This window comes from Burkholderia glumae LMG 2196 = ATCC 33617 (genome assembly GCF_000960995.1).
GTDB lineage: Bacteria > Pseudomonadota > Gammaproteobacteria > Burkholderiales > Burkholderiaceae > Burkholderia > Burkholderia glumae.
Genome location: NZ_CP009435.1, coordinates 1,173,765 through 1,190,776 on the forward strand (window position 1 = coordinate 1,173,765; position 17,012 = coordinate 1,190,776).

Here is a 17,012-nt window from a genome sequence, read left to right on the forward strand (position 1 = left end):
CCGCCCGGCAGCGAGCCGAGGCGGCCAAGCGACATGGCCGGCGACGCGACCGCGACGGGCCGCGATCGCACCGGGATCGAGCTGCTCGGGCGCCATGCCGCAGGTGGCGCCGCGCCCGCGCACCGGGCGCCGTTCGAGCCGCCACGCACCGGTTCCGGCGCTGGCTTGGACAAGATTTCCCACGCCGTTTCGCGCCGGGCCGGTTACCATCGCGGCATCCCGTGGTGTCACGAAAGCGTCATGCAGCACGCGCAGCGTCGAAGGCGTAACGACGCGTTTGTTGACCGACACACCACACCGACCGAGGAGGACGACGACGTGAGCGACCCGAAATCGAATCCGAGCGGCCCTGGCGCCGACATCGACGCATTGCGCGGCATGGCCGGCGAGCCGGGCGCCGCCGGCCCCGACGATCCGGAGCGCCGCCGCGCGCTGGGCGGTCTGGCCGCGCTCGGCGCGAGCTTTGCGCTGGGCGCCTGCGCCGCGCCGCCGGGCGGCGTGCAGGCCGCCGCGCCGCGCAGCGAGGCCGAGTTGCGCGTCGATCGCGCACTGCGCGAGCAGGTCCGCCATATCGTCGTGATCTACGCCGAAAACCGCAGCTTCGCGAACCTGTACGGTGATTTCCCGGGCGTCGCGCAGCCGCTCTCGACGGTGCCGGCCGAGCGCTACACGCAGCTCGACCGCGACGGCAAGACGCCGCTCGCACGGCTGCCGGCGATCTGGGGCGGGCTGGTGCCGCAGGCGCAGGAGGTGGACGGCAGGCGCTACATGATCGCCGAGCGCGACATCCAGGGCCTCAAGAACGCGCCGTTCCGGATCCACGACGCGCACGGCAAGCCGCTGCCCAACGGCGTGATCACGCGCGACCTCTGGCATCGCTTCTATCAGAACCAGATGCAGATCAACGCCGGCCGCAACGACCAGTTCGCGGCCTGGGCCGATTCGGGCGGGCTGGTGATGGGCCACTACCGGAACTCGGCCGAAACGCTGCGGCTCTGGCAGCTCGCGCGCGACTACACGCTCTGCGACAACTTCTTCATGGCGGCGTTCGGCGGCTCCTGGCTGAACCACATCTTCCTGATCTCGGCGCAGGCGCCGTTCTATCCCGACATCGCGACCAGTCCTGCCAAGTCGCTCGTCTCGGTGGTGGACGGCGACGACCCGGCCGGCACGCGCCTGAAGCTCGCCGACGATTCGCCGGCCTCGGCACTCGACGGCCCGCCCAAGTTCGTCAACGACGGGCTGTTCACGCCCGACGGCTATGCGGTGAACACCATGGCGCCGCCGTACCAGCCTAGCAACGTGCGCCCGCTCGAGGGCGGCAACCCGGCCTATGCCGATCCGACCAACCCGCGCGTGCTGCCGCCGCAGCGCTACGCGACGATCGGCGACCGGCTCTCGGAAAAGGGCGTCGACTGGGCCTGGTACTCGGGCGCGTGGCAATACGCGCTCGACCACCGCGACACCGGCATGGTGCCGGACTTTCAGTATCACCATCAGCCGTTCAACTATTTCGTGAACTACGCGCCCGGCACCGAGGCGCGCCGCCGCCATCTGCGCGATGCCGGCCTCGGCGACGATCCGTCCACCAACCGGCTGCTGGCCGACATCGACGCCGGCAAGCTGCCGGCCGTGACGTTCTACAAGCCGCAGGGCAACCTGAACATGCACGCGGGCTATGCGGACGTCGAATCGGGCGATCGGCACATCTCGACCGTCATCGAGCACATTCGCCGCGGCCCGCAATGGGCCAATACCGTGATCGTGATGACGCACGACGAGAACGGCGGCTGGTGGGATCCGGTCGCGCCGCCGCAGGGCGACCGCTGGGGGCCGGGTTCGCGCATTCCCGCGCTGGTGATCTCGCCGTTCGCGCGGCGCGGCCACGTCGATCACACGTTCTACGACACCAACTCGATCCTGCGCTTCATCAGCCGCGTCCACGGGCTCGCGCCGCTCGACGGCGTGGCGGCGCGCGACCGCGCGTTCGCCGCGCGCGGGGCGACGCCGCCGGGCGATCTGGTCAATGCGTTGACGATCGGTTGAGCGGGTTGGCGCGAGTCAGCCGATAGGCTTCGTGATCGGCGCGGGGAAGGCAAAACGGGCAGCCGGAAGCGGCTGCCCGTTTGTACATGCGGCGGGTGGCGCGCGTCGCATCGGCCCGCCATGGTGCCGTTCGCGCGACAGGCCTCGCGCGTCCCGCCGTTGCCGTCAATGTCTCAATGCCGGGACGACATCCGCAGCGTCAGCACGCCGGCGCCGATCAGCAAGGCGCCGCCGCCACAGGCGAAGCGGCGGTGTGCCGTGGCGCCTGTCAGCCGCGAGGCTGCGTAGCGTGCGAGGCGCGCGTAGCAGGCGGCGTTTAGCGTCGCGATGCAGACGAAGGTGGGCACCAGCACTGCGCACTGCGACAGGAAGCTGGTGTGAGGCGATACGAACTGCGGCACGAACGCAACGAAGAACACGATGCTCTTCGGGTTCAGCGCGGTGACGGCCCATGCGCTCAGGAAGCGGCGCGCGGCCGATTTCGGCTCGGCCGGCACGGTCTGCCGGCCGGCTGCCCGCGCCTGCAGGATCGAGCGCAGGCCAAGATAGATCAGATAGGCGCCGCCCGCCAGCTTGAGCGCCGTGAACGCGGTGGCCGACAGCGCGAGCAGCGCGCCCGCGCCGGCCAGCGAGACGGCCATCGCGATGGTGTCGCCGGCCGCCACGCCGGCCACGGTGCTCCACGACGAGCCGTGACGGTTCGCCAGCGAATCGCCGATCACGAGCAGGATGGTCGGGCCGGGGATCAGTACCAGCACGATGCACGCACTGGCGAACGCGAGCCAGGTTTCGAAGGTCATCGGAAGCTCCGTGACGGTGATGAGCCACCAGTGATCCACGGCCGGCTACCCGTTGTCAAGCGGAACCGGGTGCGGAGGATTGACCGACCGCCGGGGCGGGCCGGCCGAGCCGTCACGCCGGCTAAGCGCGCCGCCTGTCGGCGCCGGTCGCGCCGCTTCCCGCTACCTTGGCGGCATCGTGCGCGGCTTCGGCTGCCCCGCAGCGTGCCCGGTTCGGCTCGACCAGCGTCGCCGTGTTGCTTGCCGAGTTGCCCGAGCTGGGCAGGCGGCCATCCGCAAACGCATGGCCGCGTTGGTCGGCGTCGCGCCGCTGACCCGTGATTCGGGCCCATGCGTGGCCAACGATGCGTCCGGGTTGGATGCTGCCGACGGGTAGCGCGCCGGAACCCGGCTTTCCTATCCCTCGACTCTCAAGACGGCTGCTCGGCGCCCGGGGCCCCTCACGCCGCCGAGCTCGCCGCGGCCTGCGCGCCCGGCTTCAGCGTCGCGTCGAATGCGCGGCACGAGGCGCGGAAGTGGTCGATCTTCGCCTCGGTGTCGGCCGGGAACGCGAGCGGCGCGGTGGACCACGCGTCGCGCGGCAGCCGCCGGCAGATCGCGTGATCCTCGTCGAACACCTGGCGGTTCAGCCGCGCCGTGGAGGCGAAGAATGGCTCGATGATGGCGTCGGCCGTCGCGCCCTTAGTGGGAGCGCCGTACAGCCGGCTCGTGAAGCGCGTGAGCCCGGCTGCCTCGCCGCCCGCCGGCAGGAAGTGCTGCAGCGAGTACGAGTAGCCATAGGTCGAAGAGATCATCGTGAACGGGAACAGATACAGGCTCAGATAACCTTCGTACTGGTAGTCGATGGCGAACAGCCGCCGCAGCTTGGCGAGCTGGTTGCGCTGGCGCGAGGCGCCGATCGGCGCGCGCCAGAGCGAGTTCACGCCGTCGTAGCGGTTCTCGCCGTCCTCGAGAGCGAGCGCGCCGAGCGTGCCCGGATGCACGGCGCCGATGTGGTACGGCTCGAGCGCGTTCTCGACCGCGAGCGGCCAGTAGCAGCCGTAGTCGTAGCGGTTCAGGTCGAGCCGCCGGTCGATATTGAAAGAGATGTCGGCCACGACCGGCTCGAACTCGCCGAGCTGGGTGGCCAGGTCGGCGGCGGGACGGATGCCGACGAACAGGAAGTCGCCGCACCATTCGAGCGCGTAGGTGTTGAGCGCGGCGCGCTCGATCGAGCAGTGGCGGAACCGCTCGCGGCCAGGGATGATCAGCTGCCCTTCTCGGTAGGTCCAGCCGTGATAGGCGCAGCTGGCCGTCTGGTTGCCGCTGTCGTCGAGGTACATGCGCGCGCCGCGGTGCGGGCAGCGGTTGTCGAACGCTACGAGTTCGCCTGCGTCGTTGAACACGACGATCTCGCCGGCCGCGCAGTCGAAGCGCACGAAGTCGCCGTCAGCCGGCAGCTCGCGCCGGTGGCCCACCAGGTGCCAGTGGCGCGTGATCAGTTCGAGATCGAAGTCCATCGCCGTGTTCACAGTTTTTTCGCAGGGGCGGCGTACAGGGTGGCGCCGTCCGGCACCTTGCGCATCACCACGGCGCCGGCGCCGATCCGGGCGTCGGCGCCGATCGCCACGCGCGGCAGCACGCGCGCGCCCGAGCCGAAGAACACGCCTTCACCCACCCGCACGTGGCCGGTCAGGTCGACGTGCGAACTGAGCGTCGAATAGGCCCCCACCGTGACGTCGTGACCGACGCTCGACAGGATGTTGACGGCCACGAAATCACCGATCTCGCTGTCGGCCGACAGCACCGCCTGCGGACACAGCACAACGCCCGTGCCGAGCCGCGCGCTGCGCGCGACCACCGCGCTCGGGTGACGCAGTGAGGCGAAGCGCGCCCCGCGCGCGGCGAGCCGGGCGACTACTTCGCGCTTGGCCTGCGGCTCACCGATCGCGATCAGCAGCGCGTCGCCGTCGGCGGGCTGGTAGGTGTCGATGTCGCCCCGCCATTCGAGCGCGTAGGGAAAGCCGTCGAGCGCCTGCGGATTCACGTCGAGGAAGCCCGTCACGCGTGGCCCGAGGCCTGCGTCGGCGGCGTCCTCGGCCCAGTTGATCAGCTCGCGCGCGAACGCGCCGCCGCCGGCCACGAGGTAGCGGGCGGGCGGCCCGGCATCGTGCGGCGCACCTGTCTGCCTGCTCGTCGGCCCATTCATCAGCGTACCCGGTAGCCGCCGTCCACGACGAGCGCCGTGCCGGTCACCCAGCGGCTCGCGTCGGACAGCAGGAACAGCGCGGCATTAGCCACGTCCTCGGGCTCGCCGAAGCCGAGCAGGTGGCTCGACTCGTAGGCGGCCACCGCCTCGTCGGGGCTGCCGCGCGTGAGCCGCGCATGCATTTCGGTGCGCACCGCGCCGGCCGCGATCGCGTTGACGCGGATTCGGCGCGGCGCGAGTTCGCAGGCGAGCGAGCGCATCAGCCCTTCCACGCCGGCCTTGGCGGCCGAATAGGCGGTCATCCCGACTTGTCCCGTCGAGGCGGCCACCGACGACATCAGCACCAGCGAGGCGCCGTCGGCCAGCACGCCCTTCTTCGCCGCCGCGCGGGCGATGCCGAACGCCGCAAACAGGCTGCTGGCGAACGTATCGTCGAGCTGCGCCTGCTTGGTCATGCGTGCGGGGCGGATCAGCTCGATGCCGGCCGCGTGGAACACGCCTGCCAGTGCGCCGTGCGTCTCGGTCAGTGTCGAGATCCATTCGGCGGTGAGGTCGGCGTCGTCGAGCGCGCGCACTTCGGCGCGATGGCCGTTGCCGGGCAGCGCCGCGAACGTGTCGGCGAGGCGCGCGGCGTCGCGCCCGCCGGCGATCACGCGGCCGCCGGCGCGCGCGATCGCCACCGCGGTGGCGCGGCCGAGGCCCGACGAGGCGCCGGTGACGAGGTAGGTGCCGCCCGCGAGGGCGTGATCGGAGAAGACGGTCATGATTCGATGGTGTCGACGACGGCAAGCGGGCCGGCCACGAGCGAGGCCGAGGCCCACGAGTAGCCGACCCCGAAGCCGAACAGGGCCAGACGCTGGCGTTGCGTGGCGAGCGTCCCGCGCAGTTCGGTGGTCATCAGGAGCGGGATCGACGCGCAGCTCGTGTTGCCGTAGGTGTTCAGGTTGACGGGGACGCGCTCGCCCGGCAGGCCAGCCTTCTTCGCCAGATGCTTGAGCATGAACAGATTGGCTTGATGGAACAGGAACGCGTCATAGTCCGGCACGCCGTGCCCGGCCAGCTCGAGCGTGCGCGCGACGAGCGGCGGTATGCGCCGCAGCGTGAAGTTGAAGATTTCGCCGCCGTTCATGAACAGGTGCGCGCGCGAGCGGCCCGCGAGCTGCGGGTCGGCCCCGGGCGCGGCTTGCGGCGCGTCGGCCGCAGTGCCGGCGACCACGCTTTCCCGGCAGCCGCCGCCCGGCACGATCAGGTTCGGCACGCCGGCCCCGTCCGAGCCGATCACGAATACGGCGTCCTCGGCCGTCTCGTCGGCCTCGAGCGCGGTGACCGTGCCGGCGTCGCCGAACAGCAGGGCGGTGGCGCGGTCGTCGGGATCGACCAGCTTGCTGATGGTGTCACCCACCGCCAGCAGCACACGCCGCGCGGCGCCGCTGCGGATCAGATTCATGCCGAGCCAGAGCGCCTGTGGGTAGCCCGAGCAGCCGAGATTGATGTCGAGCGCGATCGAGGCGGCGGGCAGCCCCCAGGCGGCCTGCAGCACGAACGCGGTACCGGGTAGCCGGTAGTCGGGCGTCTGCGAGACGAACAGCACCGCGTCGACCTCTTCGGCTTGCCAGCCGAGGCCGCGCAGCAGATGGTCGCCGGCGGTGCGGCACAGGTCGCCGGCAGTTTGGCCGGCGGCGGCCACGCGGCGGCGCTCGACGCCGACCATCTTGACCACGTCTCGCACGGCAGCCTCGCCGAAACGTTCGACGAAGGCGTCGTTGGCGAGCTCGTGCGAGGGCACGCACGATACCACCCCGGCGATGCGTGCGCCGCCGGAGCGCAGCTCCCGGCCGGCGAAGGCGAGCGGCGCGTTCAAGCTCAGCCCTTCTGCGCCGCGATCAGCGCTTCGATGTCGGCCACGGTCTGGCAGTTGCCGAGCGCCTGGCCGTTGAGCAGCACGCCGAAGCAGTCGTCGGCCAGCGCGATGGTCGAGACGATCGCGAGCGAATCCCAGTTGTAATCGGCGAGTACCAGTGCGGGGGACACCTCGGCGGTGTCGATTTCAAAGACTTCCGCGAGCCCTTCGTAGAATGCGTTCATTAGAATTCCTGCCTAAAACTAACAGTTCAACAGACAGCCGGCCCAAGAGTAGCCGACGCCGAATCCGAGCAGCATGGCGCGCGTGCCGCGTGCGAGCCGGCCTTCGCCGCGCAACTGCTCGAGCGCGAGCGGCAGCGTCGACGATACCGTGTTGCCGGTGTACTCCATGAGGATCGGGAAGCGATCCTCGGGAACTTTCATTTTCTTGCGCAGCGCCTCGAGCATAAACCGGTTCGCCTGGTGCAGCACGAAGCAGTCGATGTCGTCGCGCGTGAGGCAAGCGCGTTCGAGCAGCCGGTCAGCCGCGCGCGGCACCTCTGCGAGCGAGAACGCCATCACCTCGGCGCCGTTCATGTAGAGATGCTCGTCGGTGCGCACGTTGCCGGAGGCATCCTCGTGCTCGCGAGCGCTCTTGGCGCTGCGCGGCTCGCGGAATAGCCCGGCGCGCACGATCAGGTTCTGCGCGCCGCGCCCGTCGGTGCCAAACACGAACGGGCCGATGTGCTCGGCCTCGGCGTCGGCCGCTCGCTCGTCCAAGCCGATCGCGGTGGCCGTCGCGCCGTCGCCGAACAGCGTGCGCACGCTCTTGTCGAGCGGGTGCAGGTACTTCGAATAGGTATCGGCAGTCAGCAGCAGCACACAGCGCGCCGCACCCGTCTCGATCAGCCCTTTGGCGAGCGACAGCCCGTACACATAGCCCGAGCAGCCGAGATTCACGTCGAACGCGCCGGCGTGGGTCGGAATCCCGAGCCGGTGCTGCAGCACGCAGGCGGAGGCCGGCAGCACGTAGTCGGGAGCCTGGGTGCAGAGGATCACGAAATCGATCTCGTCGGCGCGCACGCTGCCCTGAGCGAACAGCCGCCGCGCGGCCTCGAACGCGAGGTCCGAGGCGGTCTCGTCGTCGGCCGCCACGCGTCGCTCGCGTATCCCGGTCTTGGCGAGGATCTTCTCGGCCGGCCACTCCGGGTACAGCGCCGCGAGCGCGTCGTTGCCGAGCACCATGGCGGGCAGGTGGCTCGCGATGTCGAGGATCGTGGCGCGTGCGGCCATCAGCGCGCCTCCGCAATCAGAGAGACGATGCGTTCCACGTTGGCGTCCGACAGTTCCGGATAGATCGGCAGGCAGAGCACCCGGCGCGACGTGTCGCGCGCCACCGGCAGGTTGTCCGGATGTGCGGAGGGCTGGCCGCGGTAGTTCGGGAAATCCGAGATCAGCGGATAGAAGTAGCGGCGGCTGTAGATCTCGTGATCGCGCAGGTGTTGATAGAGCGCGTCGCGCGAGAGCGGGAATGGCTCGTCCACCAGAATCGGAAAGTACGAGTGATTGAACACCTTAACGTCCACCGGCGGCACGCAGCGGATTCCCGGCACGTCGGCCAGCAGTTCTCGATAGCGCGCGTCGATCGCGGCGCGCCTGGCGAGCGCGTCGTCGACGTACTCCAGCTGCAGCAGCCCGAACGCCGCGTTGATCTCGCTCATCTTGGCGTTGATGCCGGGGGCTACCACCGTCACTTCGTCGACGAAGCCGAAGTTCTTCAGGTGATCGATGTGTTGCTTGGTCTTCGCGTCCGGGCAGATGATCGCGCCGCCCTCGAAGGTGTTGAATACCTTGGTGGCGTGGAAGCTCAGGATCGACAGGTCGCCGTGCTCCAGCACGCTGCTGTCGTGCATCTGCACGCCGAAGGCGTGCGCGGCGTCGTAGATCACCTTCAGGTTGTAGTTGTCGGCGATGCGGCGGATCGCCTCCACGTCGCACGGCCGGCCATAGCAGTGCACCGGCATGATGGCGGCCGTCTGTGGCGTGATGGCCGCCTCGATCTTTTTCGGATCGAGGTTCAGCGTGTGCGGGTCGATGTCGACGAACACCGGCTTGATGCCGTTCCACAGCAGCGAGTGCGCGGTGGCGACGAACGAATACGGCGTGGTGATCACCTCGCCGGTGATGCGCAGCGCCTGCAGCGCCGTGACCAGCGCCAGCGTGCCGTTCGTGAACAGCGCCAGGTGCTTGACGCCGAGATACTCGCAGAGCGCCTGCTCGAGCCTCTGATGAAACGGGCCGCCGTTGGTGAGCACCTTGCTGTCCCAGATCTGTTCCAGATACGGCAGGAACTCGGCCAGCGGCGGCAGGTGCGGCTGCGTCACATAGATGCGTTCATCGGCCTGGGGCTCGACTACGCGTAACGGCAGGGCGTTCATCATGCGTCTCCGGTGAGGGCGGTCTCGGCGGCCGCGGAATCGGCGCTGGCGCCGGTAGCGGCGCGCTCCGGCACCGTGAACGGGGCCGGCGCCTCGTCGGCACACCAGCGCCGCCAGGCCATCCGGAACGCGTCGGACACCGCGTTGGCGATGCGCTCGGGCTGGAAGCCCGGCGACTGCCGGCAGCGATCGCGTAGGCCGCGTCGCACCGCGGCGAGTCCTTGTACGTCATTGGCGAGCGCGATGCCGCGGGCGACGAAATCGTCGGGGCTGTCCGCCACGAACTGCTCGAGTCCAACCGACGACATCCAGACCGCGCCTGCGCGGCTCGCCAGCGTGCCGCCGCGGATCGTCAGAGTCGGCACGCCCATCCAGAGCGCGTTGAGCGCGGTGGTCGAGCCGGTGTACGGGAAGGTGTCGAGGCAGAAATCGACGTGGTGATGCTGCTGCAGGTAGACGGCGGCCGGCGCGCGCGGCTGCAGGTCGAGCCGTTGGTGTGCGATGCCCTCGGCCGTGAACCATTCGAGCAGCATGTCCACACCGCCCACGCGCGGAACCGAGCCGACCCGCATGCGCGAGTTCGGCACCGCGTGCAGAATCCGCGCCCACACTGCGATCACCTCGCGGCGCAGCTTGTTCAGACGGTTAAAGCTGCCGAACGTCACGAAGCCGTTGTGCAGCGCGGGCAGGAGGTTGACGGGTGGGGCGTTGTCGACGGGCTTGAAGGTACCGCCCGCCGGCAGGTGGATGATTTTTTCGGTGTACTGGCGCTCCATCTCGCCGAACGGCACGCCGTAGCGGTCCGCGAAGTAGTAGTCCATCGCGTCGAGCCCGGTCGTGCCGGGATAGCCGACCCAGGTGATTTGCACGGGCGCGGGCTTGCGCGCGAGTGCGGTCAGGCGGTTGCGGCCGGTGTGGCTCGACAGGTCGAGCATGATGTCGATACGGTCGGAGCGGATCCGCTCGACCAGACGGTCGTCGGTCAGGCCCGCCACCTGCAGCCAGCTGTCGGTCCAGCCGCGCATGCGCTCGGTGACGCCGTCCTCGGTGGTGTGATTGTGGTAGACGTGCAGCGACAGAGACGGATCGCGGTGCAGCACTTCCAGGATCGGCATGACGTATGACGACACCGCGTGATTGAACAGGTCACCCGAGATGATGCCGACGCGCAGCTTGCGCTCCGGATCGCGCTTGTTGGGGTGACGCGGCCAGCGCGAGCGTACCGGCGCCTCGTGAATGTCGGCGAAGCGACGGTGCGCGGCGAAGATCGTCTCGCTGTCGAGCTGCGGATCATGGGTCATGCAGAACAGCAGGTTGCTGTGCATCGCGGCGTCGCGCGGCATCAGCTCGTGGGCACGGCGGAACGCCTGTTCGGCCTCCAGGGTGGCGCCCAGTTCGCTCAGCGCCACGCCGAGCGAGCCGTACATCTGCAGCGAATCGGGCGCGAGTTCGACCGAGCGGTTGCCGGCCGCGATCGCCTCGGTGCTGCGGCCCTGCGCGAGCAACGTCATGTTCAGCACGCGCCACGCTTCGGCATGGCTGTCGTCCACCGCGATCACGCGGCGCGCTTCGCGCTCGGAATCGGCGAGCCGGTTGGCCAGGCGCAGCACGTCCGCATAGAGCGTGCCGAGCACCACGTCGGCGGGATCGAGCGTGGTGGCGCGTGCCAGCGGCTCGGCTGCGGCCAGATACTCGCCATGCTTGTGCAGCGCGTTGCTGAGCGACTTCCAGGCATAGGCGCTACCCGGATAGCGCTCCGTCATGGTGCGTGCGTGCTTGACCGCGTCGGCGTAGCGGCCTTTGTTGTAGAGCGCGGTGAAGCGCGTGATGTCCTGCTGGGTCGGCCGGCGCGCGAGGCCGCCGCGCGGGTCCGCGTTGACCGGCGCCTCGTCGGCGGCGGGCGCGGGCGTGGCCGCCACCGTGTGGCCGGCGGCGGCGGTGCCGACCGTGGCCGCGCGTCCCTCCTCCGAGATCGACAGGCGCTGGATCAGGCCGTCGAGCGCCGGGCCGCGGATGCCGCGCTGCTGGCACATGCCGATCATCGCCCAGGCGGCCGCCGCGCGGCCCGCCTCGATCTGCGCGTTGATGTAGGCCACCCAGAACTGGCCGTTGTTCGGATCGACGCCGAGCGCGACTTCGAAGTGCGGCAGCGCCGCCTCCGGGTTGCCGGTCTGCACGTTCAGCACCGCCAGGTTGTAGCGTGCGTCCGCGTGGTTCGGCCGGGCCGCGATGACCACCTCGTACATGGCCTTGGCATCGGCGAACTCGCCGTTGTGATGGCAGGCGATCGCGCTCTGCATCACGAGCGCGATGTCCGCGTCGAACTGCGGATCATCGGGCGCGGAGCGGGTGGACGGCATCGGGTCGGACATGGCGGAATTCGAACGGAGATAGCGAATGATGGAAATTATCCGGCGGCGCGCGGCCTGCCGAAGCCCGGAACTGACTGGTAAACCGCCGTCAGTTTTATGGATGTGAGGGGGCGGGTCGCTCCACGGGGGGCGGATCAGGGCGGCGCAGCGCCCCGGAATCCTGTGACGAAGCAAAAAAAAGCCCGCGCGGGGCGGGCTTGGAGGTGAACGAGCACGCGCTCGTGCGCGTGAATTGTGTTTATTCGGATCGGTTCGCGCTCAATAGTGCAGCGCGGCGGCGGTCTGGCTGTACTGGCGAGCCGCGTTGACGCGCTCGATCGCGCTGCGGTATTCGACCTGCAGCTCGTCGCGCGTCTGCGTCGATTCGGCGAGCACGGCCGCGTCGATGGCCTGGATCTCGCGGATCATCAGCAGGCTCTCGGGCGACTGCTCGGCCTCGATCGACATCAGGTAGGGGTTGCGTGCCGCCACCAGCCGCTCGACGCTGGCCCAGTCGGCCAGGCGCACCGCGCGCTCGATGTCGTGCGTCATCGCCAGGACCTGGCTTACCAGGGTGTGCTGTTCCATGTCCGTTTCTCCCATGACCGCTTACTTGTTGGTGGCGAGCGCGCCGGCGCTGTTGGTGCCGCCGAACAGCTGGGTCAGGTAGTTCTGGTTGGTCGTCATCGCGGCCAGCACCGTGTTCAGTTGCGTGAACTGGGCGTTGTACTGGGTGGTCAGCGTCTTAGCGTAGGCGGCCAGCGCGCTCTGCTGGCTGCTCAGGCTCGTCAGCGTCGAGGTGACGGAGTTCTCGCTTTGCGTGAGCACGCCATGGGTGGACATGATCGACGTGATCGCGTTGTTCATCTTCGCGCCGAGGCCGTTGGTGCTGTTGAACAGCGACGCGGCCACGCCCGGTTTGCTCGACAGCGTGGTGGTCAGCGTTGCCTGGTTGATCACCAGGTCGCCCGCCGTCGCGCCGTCGGAGCCGTCCGACACCGAGATGCCGAGCGAGCTCAGCGTGGCGGTCACGCCGTTGCTGCTGACCGAGCCGCCGAGCATCGACGACAGCTGCGTCTGGATCGAGTTGAGCGCCGAATCGCCGAACAGCGTGCCGACCGTGGGCGTGCTGCTGCCGGCGGTGGTGCTGTACGAGCCGACCGTCTGCATCGCCGTGACGAGCGCGTTGTAGTTCTGCACGAAGGTCGTGATCGCGGCCGTCTGCTTGGTGGTGTCGGCGGCGATGGTCAGCGTCTGCGTGGTGGCCGGCGTGGCGGTCGAGACCGCTGCCTGCGTGAGGTTCAGCGTGACGCCGGCGATCGCCGAGGTCACCGTGTTGGTCGCGCTCGAGTTCGCGATGCCGCCCACCGTGAATTGCGCGTCCTGCGCGGCGGTCGACTGGGTCCACGAGGTGGCTGCCGTGGTGCCGGCCGAGGTGATGGTCGACTGGCCGCCGGTGGTGCTCGACTTGGAGGTGACGCCGAGCTCCGACAGGCCGTTGTCGGTGGTGGCGTTTACGCTCACGCTGATGGCGTTGGCCGCGCCGCTGTTGGCCGAGCTCAGCACCAGGTGGGCGCCGTCGGCACCGTTGACGATGGTGGCCGTCACGCCGGGATTGTCGCTCGCGTTGTTGATCGCGTCCTTGATGCCGGCCAGCGTGTTGTTGTTCGAGTTGATGTTGACGGTCGACGACTTGCCGTTGATGCTTAGCGTCAGGGTGCCGGCGCCGAGCTGCTTGTTCGCGCCGAATGCCGGCGACGACAGCGACTGCGACTGGGCAATCTGCGTCACGCCGATCTGGTAGGTGCCGGCCACGGCGCCGGAGCCGGCCGTCGCGGTCAGGCCGGTGCCCGAGGCGGTGGCCGTGAAGGTCTGGGCGAAGGAGCCGTCCGAAAGCGTGGTGAGCGACGACTGCAGCGTCGTCAGCGCCGTTTGCAGCGCCGTGTAGGCCTGCGACTTGTTCTGGTTCTGCGCGATCGCGGTCGACAGCAGGCTCGCCTGCGCGGCCGTCTTCGAATTGACGAGCGCGGTGACGAGGGTGGTGACGTTGAGGCCGGTGTTGCCGGTCGAGCCGCTGATGATCGACTGGGCGGCTTCCTGCAGCGCGGCGTTGCTGGACAGCTGGTTGTTGCTGGCTTGGGAAGTGCTGCTCGAAATCGTGGACATCGCGTAGCTCCGTTGAGGCGCCATCGATGGCGCAGGCAATTCAGTGGCGGATCGAGGCGGATCCTACGGCAAACCGTAGCGTGACGGTACAACGAAAAGGCGGCTGTTACAGCGCCAATTCCGAAAATGGGCGAGTACGAGACAAAAAGCGCGCGACGGCCACGAGGAAGATTGCACCGTCGCACGAACGGGCCGCCCGTGATGGCGCGGCCCGGGTTTTACAGCATGACTGCGCTTACTGCAGCAGCTTCAGAACCTGCTGCGGCAGCGAGTTGGCTTGTGCCAGCACCGAGATACCGGCCTGTTGCAGCACCTGCGCCTTGCTCAGCGCCGCCGTTTCCTGCGCGAAGTCCGCGCTCTGGATCTGCGATTGCGCCGACGACAGGTTCGTCGAGTTGGCCTGCTGCGTCTGCGCGATGCCTTGCAGACGGTTCTGGGTCGCACCGAGCGTGGCCTGCAGGTTGTTGATGGTGGACAGCGCGTTGGCGACCGACACGATGGCCTGGTTGGCGCTCGTCGCGTTGTTGATGTTCAGGCTCGACACGGTCGGCGGTGCGTTCACCGAGTTGATCTGCGAGATCATGTTGGCCGCCGCGCTGGCCTGGGCCGTCGTCATGCCGCTGGTGGCGCCGGTGGCGAGCGTCAGGTTCGTGACCGCCGTACCCGTGCCGGCTGCCGTGCCCGTCGTGAAGATCGCGCCGACTGCCGTCGTGCTCAGTGCTTGGCCGTTCTGATCCGTGAACGTGAAGCCGCCCTTGCCGTCCGACAGCACGTTGACCGAGGTGATGGCCGGTTGTGCCGCCGTGGTGGCCGCGCCGTTCGCGTCGAGGCTCATGTTCTGGATCGTGCCGACGTTGGTGCCCGATTGCACCAGGCCACCGCCGATCTTCGCCGCCGACAGGCTTTGGCTCAGGTCCAGGCTGACCGTCTGGCCGACGTTCGCGCCGATCTGGAACGTCACGATCCCGGCCGAACCGTCGAGCAGGTTCTTGCCGTTGAAGTTCGTTTGCGCAGCAATCCGGTTCACTTCCTGGATCTGCTGGGCCACTTCCTTCTCGGCCGCAGCCTGGTCGCTCGACGACAGCGTGCCGGTGGCCGCTTGCGTCGCCAGCGTGCTGATACGCTGCAGGCTGCTCGTCAGCGACGAGAGCTGGCTCGACGTCGTCTGGATCAGCGAGACGGCGTCGTTGGTGTTCTGCACGCCCTGGTTCAGGCCGTTGATCTGCGTTTGCATGCGCGTGGCGATCGCCAGACCGGCGGCATCGTCAGCGGCGCTGTTGATGCGGTTGCCCGACGACAGGCGCGTGATGGCTTGCGACAGAGCGCTCTGCGAGCCGTTCAGGTTTTGCTGAGCGACCAGCGAGTTGACATTAGTATTAATACCGAGCATGAAAATTCTCCTAAGAGAGCCGAGACCTATGATCCGCCAACGTTGGCATCGGCGGATGCACTCGTTCTTTGCTAGCCGCCTCAGAACAGGATGTCGGCGGCTCGAAAAAAAACTTGAGGGATAGTTGCGATTCGTCCGATCTTTCATTCCCTATCGGCCCGAATCGCGCTTCGCCCCGCCGTCGGACGCGACATGCGGCCGATGGCGGGATTGCACGCGGATGACTCCGCCCACAGATGGATGTCGGCAGCGGCGGGCGAGTCTTAAGTGCCGGGAATATCCGGGACGATCCGGATGTGCGCATGCGACAGCGAAGCGGTAAACCTCTAGCGGCCGGAATGTTTACCTGCTAACATGGCGGGCTGAATTGAGATTTCTGCAAGCGGTGCCCGTTTTTCGGCATGTCCAGCTGGCAGTCAAACGCGGCGCCTAGTGCGGGTTGCCGGGCGTTTCGCGGTGCATTCCGCCTCTCTTTTCCGGCCTCCGAGGCCACCAAGCCGCTCGTTTCGCCTGTGCGTGGAAACGCCCGGAAGGCCGGTGCGTGGCGCTTGGCCGCTACGTTTTTGACCGTATCAAGCAATTTGGGAACGACATGACGACGATTCTTCTGAAGGAAAACGAGCCGTTCGAAGTAGCGATTCGCCGCTTTCGCCGCGCGATCGAAAAGAACGGCCTGATCGCTGAACTGCGTGAGCGCCAGTCTTACGAAAAGCCGACGGCGGTGCGCAAGCGCAAGAAGGCCGCGGCAGTCAAGCGCCTGCACAAGCGCCTGCGCAGCCAGATGCTGCCGAAGAAGCTCCACTAAGCTTCCGCAGTTCGCATCGCGACGGCGGTGCCACCTCGCAAGAGGCGGCACCGCCGTTTTGCTTTCCGGCTCCAGCGCGCCCGGGACCGGGGCGCGGTATGAATTCAGGCCGCGGAGGCGGTCCTCTTCGGCTTCGCGGCGGGCCGCTCGGCGCCGGGCCGGCTGGCCGTTCTTGTTGTGTTTGCCGCCCCGGCCGCCGGGCTGGCCGCGCCCCTGGCCGCCGTGGCGGCCGGCTTGCCGAGCGCCGCGCAGGCGGCCCGGCAGGGGCAGTCGAATTCGTGGTCGTTGACCATCCCGATCGCCTGCATCAGCGCGTAGCAGATCGTCGAGCCGACGAATTTGCAGCCGTAGCGCTTGAGCGCCTTGCTGAGCGCGTCGGACGCCTCGGTCGAGGCCGGCGCGTCGCGATACGAATGCCAGCCGTTCTGCACCGGCGTGTCGCCGACGAACGACCACAGGAACACGGCGAGCGAGCCGTGCTCCGCGCGGATGCGCTGGACCGCGCGCGCATTGGCGATCGCCGATTCGATCTTCAGGCGGTTGCGCACGATGCCCGGGTTCTGCATCAGCGCCTCGACCTGGGCCGGCGTGAAGCGGGCCACCGCGTCGGCGTCGAAGTTCGCGAACGCGGCGCGATAGTTCTCGCGCTTGTTCAGAATCGTCGACCACGACAGGCCGGCCTGCGCGCCTTCGAGGATCAGCATTTCGAACAGATGGCGATCGTCGCGCGACGGGCGCCCCCATTCAGTGTCGTGATAATGCGCGTCGGCCTCCGTGCGGACCCAGTTGCAGCGTTTACCCATCGATTCCTCGCGTCGTTGGCGGCCCGATTGTCGGCCCGCGGATCTGGCGCTGCCCAGCATAGCCGAACGGCCAGGCCGCGCAAGCCGGCCATTCGGCGATTCAGCGATTCAGCGATTCGCCCGGCGCGCGATGCCGGGCGACGCGCCGCGGCAATCCGGTTAAGCTCTCGCCTCGGTTGGTCC

General features: G+C 68.4%; 15 protein-coding genes. 2 read left to right on the top strand and 13 right to left on the bottom strand.

All coding sequences use genetic code 11. From position 1 onward, the window contains the following. Positions 1–378: 378 nt before the first annotated feature. Positions 379–2,046 carry an acid phosphatase gene (locus KS03_RS17880; protein ID WP_039203950.1) on the top strand — a complete coding sequence of 556 codons (1,668 nt, stop codon included), beginning with the start codon at positions 379–381 and terminating at the stop codon, positions 2,044–2,046. Between the two features lie 173 nt (positions 2,047–2,219). On the opposite strand, the gene KS03_RS17885 is transcribed toward KS03_RS17880, so the two are convergent. From KS03_RS17885 to KS03_RS17940, 12 genes are all read right to left on the bottom strand, one after another. Beyond that, complete coding sequence (locus KS03_RS17885) at positions 2,220–2,846, bottom strand: LysE family translocator (RefSeq protein WP_012734262.1); 627 nt, start codon at positions 2,844–2,846, stop codon at positions 2,220–2,222. Between the two features lie 440 nt (positions 2,847–3,286). Beyond that, positions 3,287–4,345 carry an aromatic ring-hydroxylating oxygenase subunit alpha gene (locus KS03_RS17890; RefSeq protein ID WP_012734263.1) on the bottom strand — a complete coding sequence of 353 codons (1,059 nt, stop codon included), beginning with the start codon at positions 4,343–4,345 and terminating at the stop codon, positions 3,287–3,289. A gap of 8 nt (positions 4,346–4,353) precedes the next feature. After that, complete coding sequence (locus KS03_RS17895; RefSeq protein ID WP_045678867.1) at positions 4,354–5,034, bottom strand: acetyltransferase; 681 nt, start codon at positions 5,032–5,034, stop codon at positions 4,354–4,356. After that, complete coding sequence (locus KS03_RS17900; RefSeq protein WP_012734265.1) at positions 5,034–5,798, bottom strand: SDR family NAD(P)-dependent oxidoreductase; 765 nt, start codon at positions 5,796–5,798, stop codon at positions 5,034–5,036. The genes KS03_RS17895 and KS03_RS17900 overlap by 1 nt, the downstream gene beginning before the upstream one ends. Next, complete coding sequence (locus KS03_RS17905) at positions 5,795–6,895, bottom strand: ketoacyl-ACP synthase III (RefSeq protein ID WP_012734266.1); 1,101 nt, start codon at positions 6,893–6,895, stop codon at positions 5,795–5,797. Before KS03_RS17905 ends, KS03_RS17900 begins: the two co-directional genes overlap by 4 nt. A gap of 2 nt (positions 6,896–6,897) precedes the next feature. Next, positions 6,898–7,119, bottom strand: a complete 222-nt coding sequence (locus tag KS03_RS17910) for an acyl carrier protein (protein WP_012734267.1) — start codon at positions 7,117–7,119, stop codon at positions 6,898–6,900. Between the two features lie 18 nt (positions 7,120–7,137). Continuing rightward, positions 7,138–8,169, bottom strand: a complete 1,032-nt coding sequence (locus KS03_RS17915) for a ketoacyl-ACP synthase III (RefSeq protein WP_012734268.1) — start codon at positions 8,167–8,169, stop codon at positions 7,138–7,140. Continuing rightward, positions 8,169–9,314, bottom strand: coding sequence for a dTDP-4-amino-4,6-dideoxy-D-glucose aminotransferase VioA (vioA, locus tag KS03_RS17920; RefSeq protein ID WP_026051679.1), 1,146 nt, complete (start codon positions 9,312–9,314; stop codon positions 8,169–8,171). The genes KS03_RS17915 and vioA overlap by 1 nt, the downstream gene beginning before the upstream one ends. Further along, on the bottom strand, positions 9,314–11,686 hold the full coding sequence (locus KS03_RS17925; protein ID WP_012734270.1) for a tetratricopeptide repeat protein: 2,373 nt from the start codon (positions 11,684–11,686) through the stop codon (positions 9,314–9,316). The genes vioA and KS03_RS17925 overlap by 1 nt, the downstream gene beginning before the upstream one ends. 258 nt (positions 11,687–11,944) lie before the next feature. Beyond that, positions 11,945–12,253 (bottom strand): flagellar protein FliT, encoded by a 309-nt coding sequence (locus KS03_RS17930; RefSeq protein ID WP_230674527.1) that lies wholly within the window; start codon positions 12,251–12,253, stop codon positions 11,945–11,947. 21 nt (positions 12,254–12,274) lie between these two features. Continuing rightward, positions 12,275–13,831 carry a flagellar filament capping protein FliD gene (fliD, locus tag KS03_RS17935; RefSeq protein WP_012734272.1) on the bottom strand — a complete coding sequence of 519 codons (1,557 nt, stop codon included), beginning with the start codon at positions 13,829–13,831 and terminating at the stop codon, positions 12,275–12,277. Between the two features lie 235 nt (positions 13,832–14,066). Next, on the bottom strand, positions 14,067–15,221 hold the full coding sequence (locus KS03_RS17940) for a flagellin (RefSeq protein ID WP_012733690.1): 1,155 nt from the start codon (positions 15,219–15,221) through the stop codon (positions 14,067–14,069). A gap of 592 nt (positions 15,222–15,813) precedes the next feature. Between KS03_RS17940 and rpsU the strand changes: the two genes are divergently transcribed. Then, positions 15,814–16,026, top strand: a complete 213-nt coding sequence (gene rpsU, locus KS03_RS17945) for a 30S ribosomal protein S21 (protein ID WP_006401410.1) — start codon at positions 15,814–15,816, stop codon at positions 16,024–16,026. Between the two features lie 104 nt (positions 16,027–16,130). Here rpsU and KS03_RS17950 read toward each other — a convergent pair whose 3' ends face one another. Next, on the bottom strand, positions 16,131–16,829 hold the full coding sequence (locus tag KS03_RS17950; protein ID WP_012734273.1) for a DNA-3-methyladenine glycosylase I: 699 nt from the start codon (positions 16,827–16,829) through the stop codon (positions 16,131–16,133). Between the last annotated feature and the right edge of the window lie 183 nt (positions 16,830–17,012).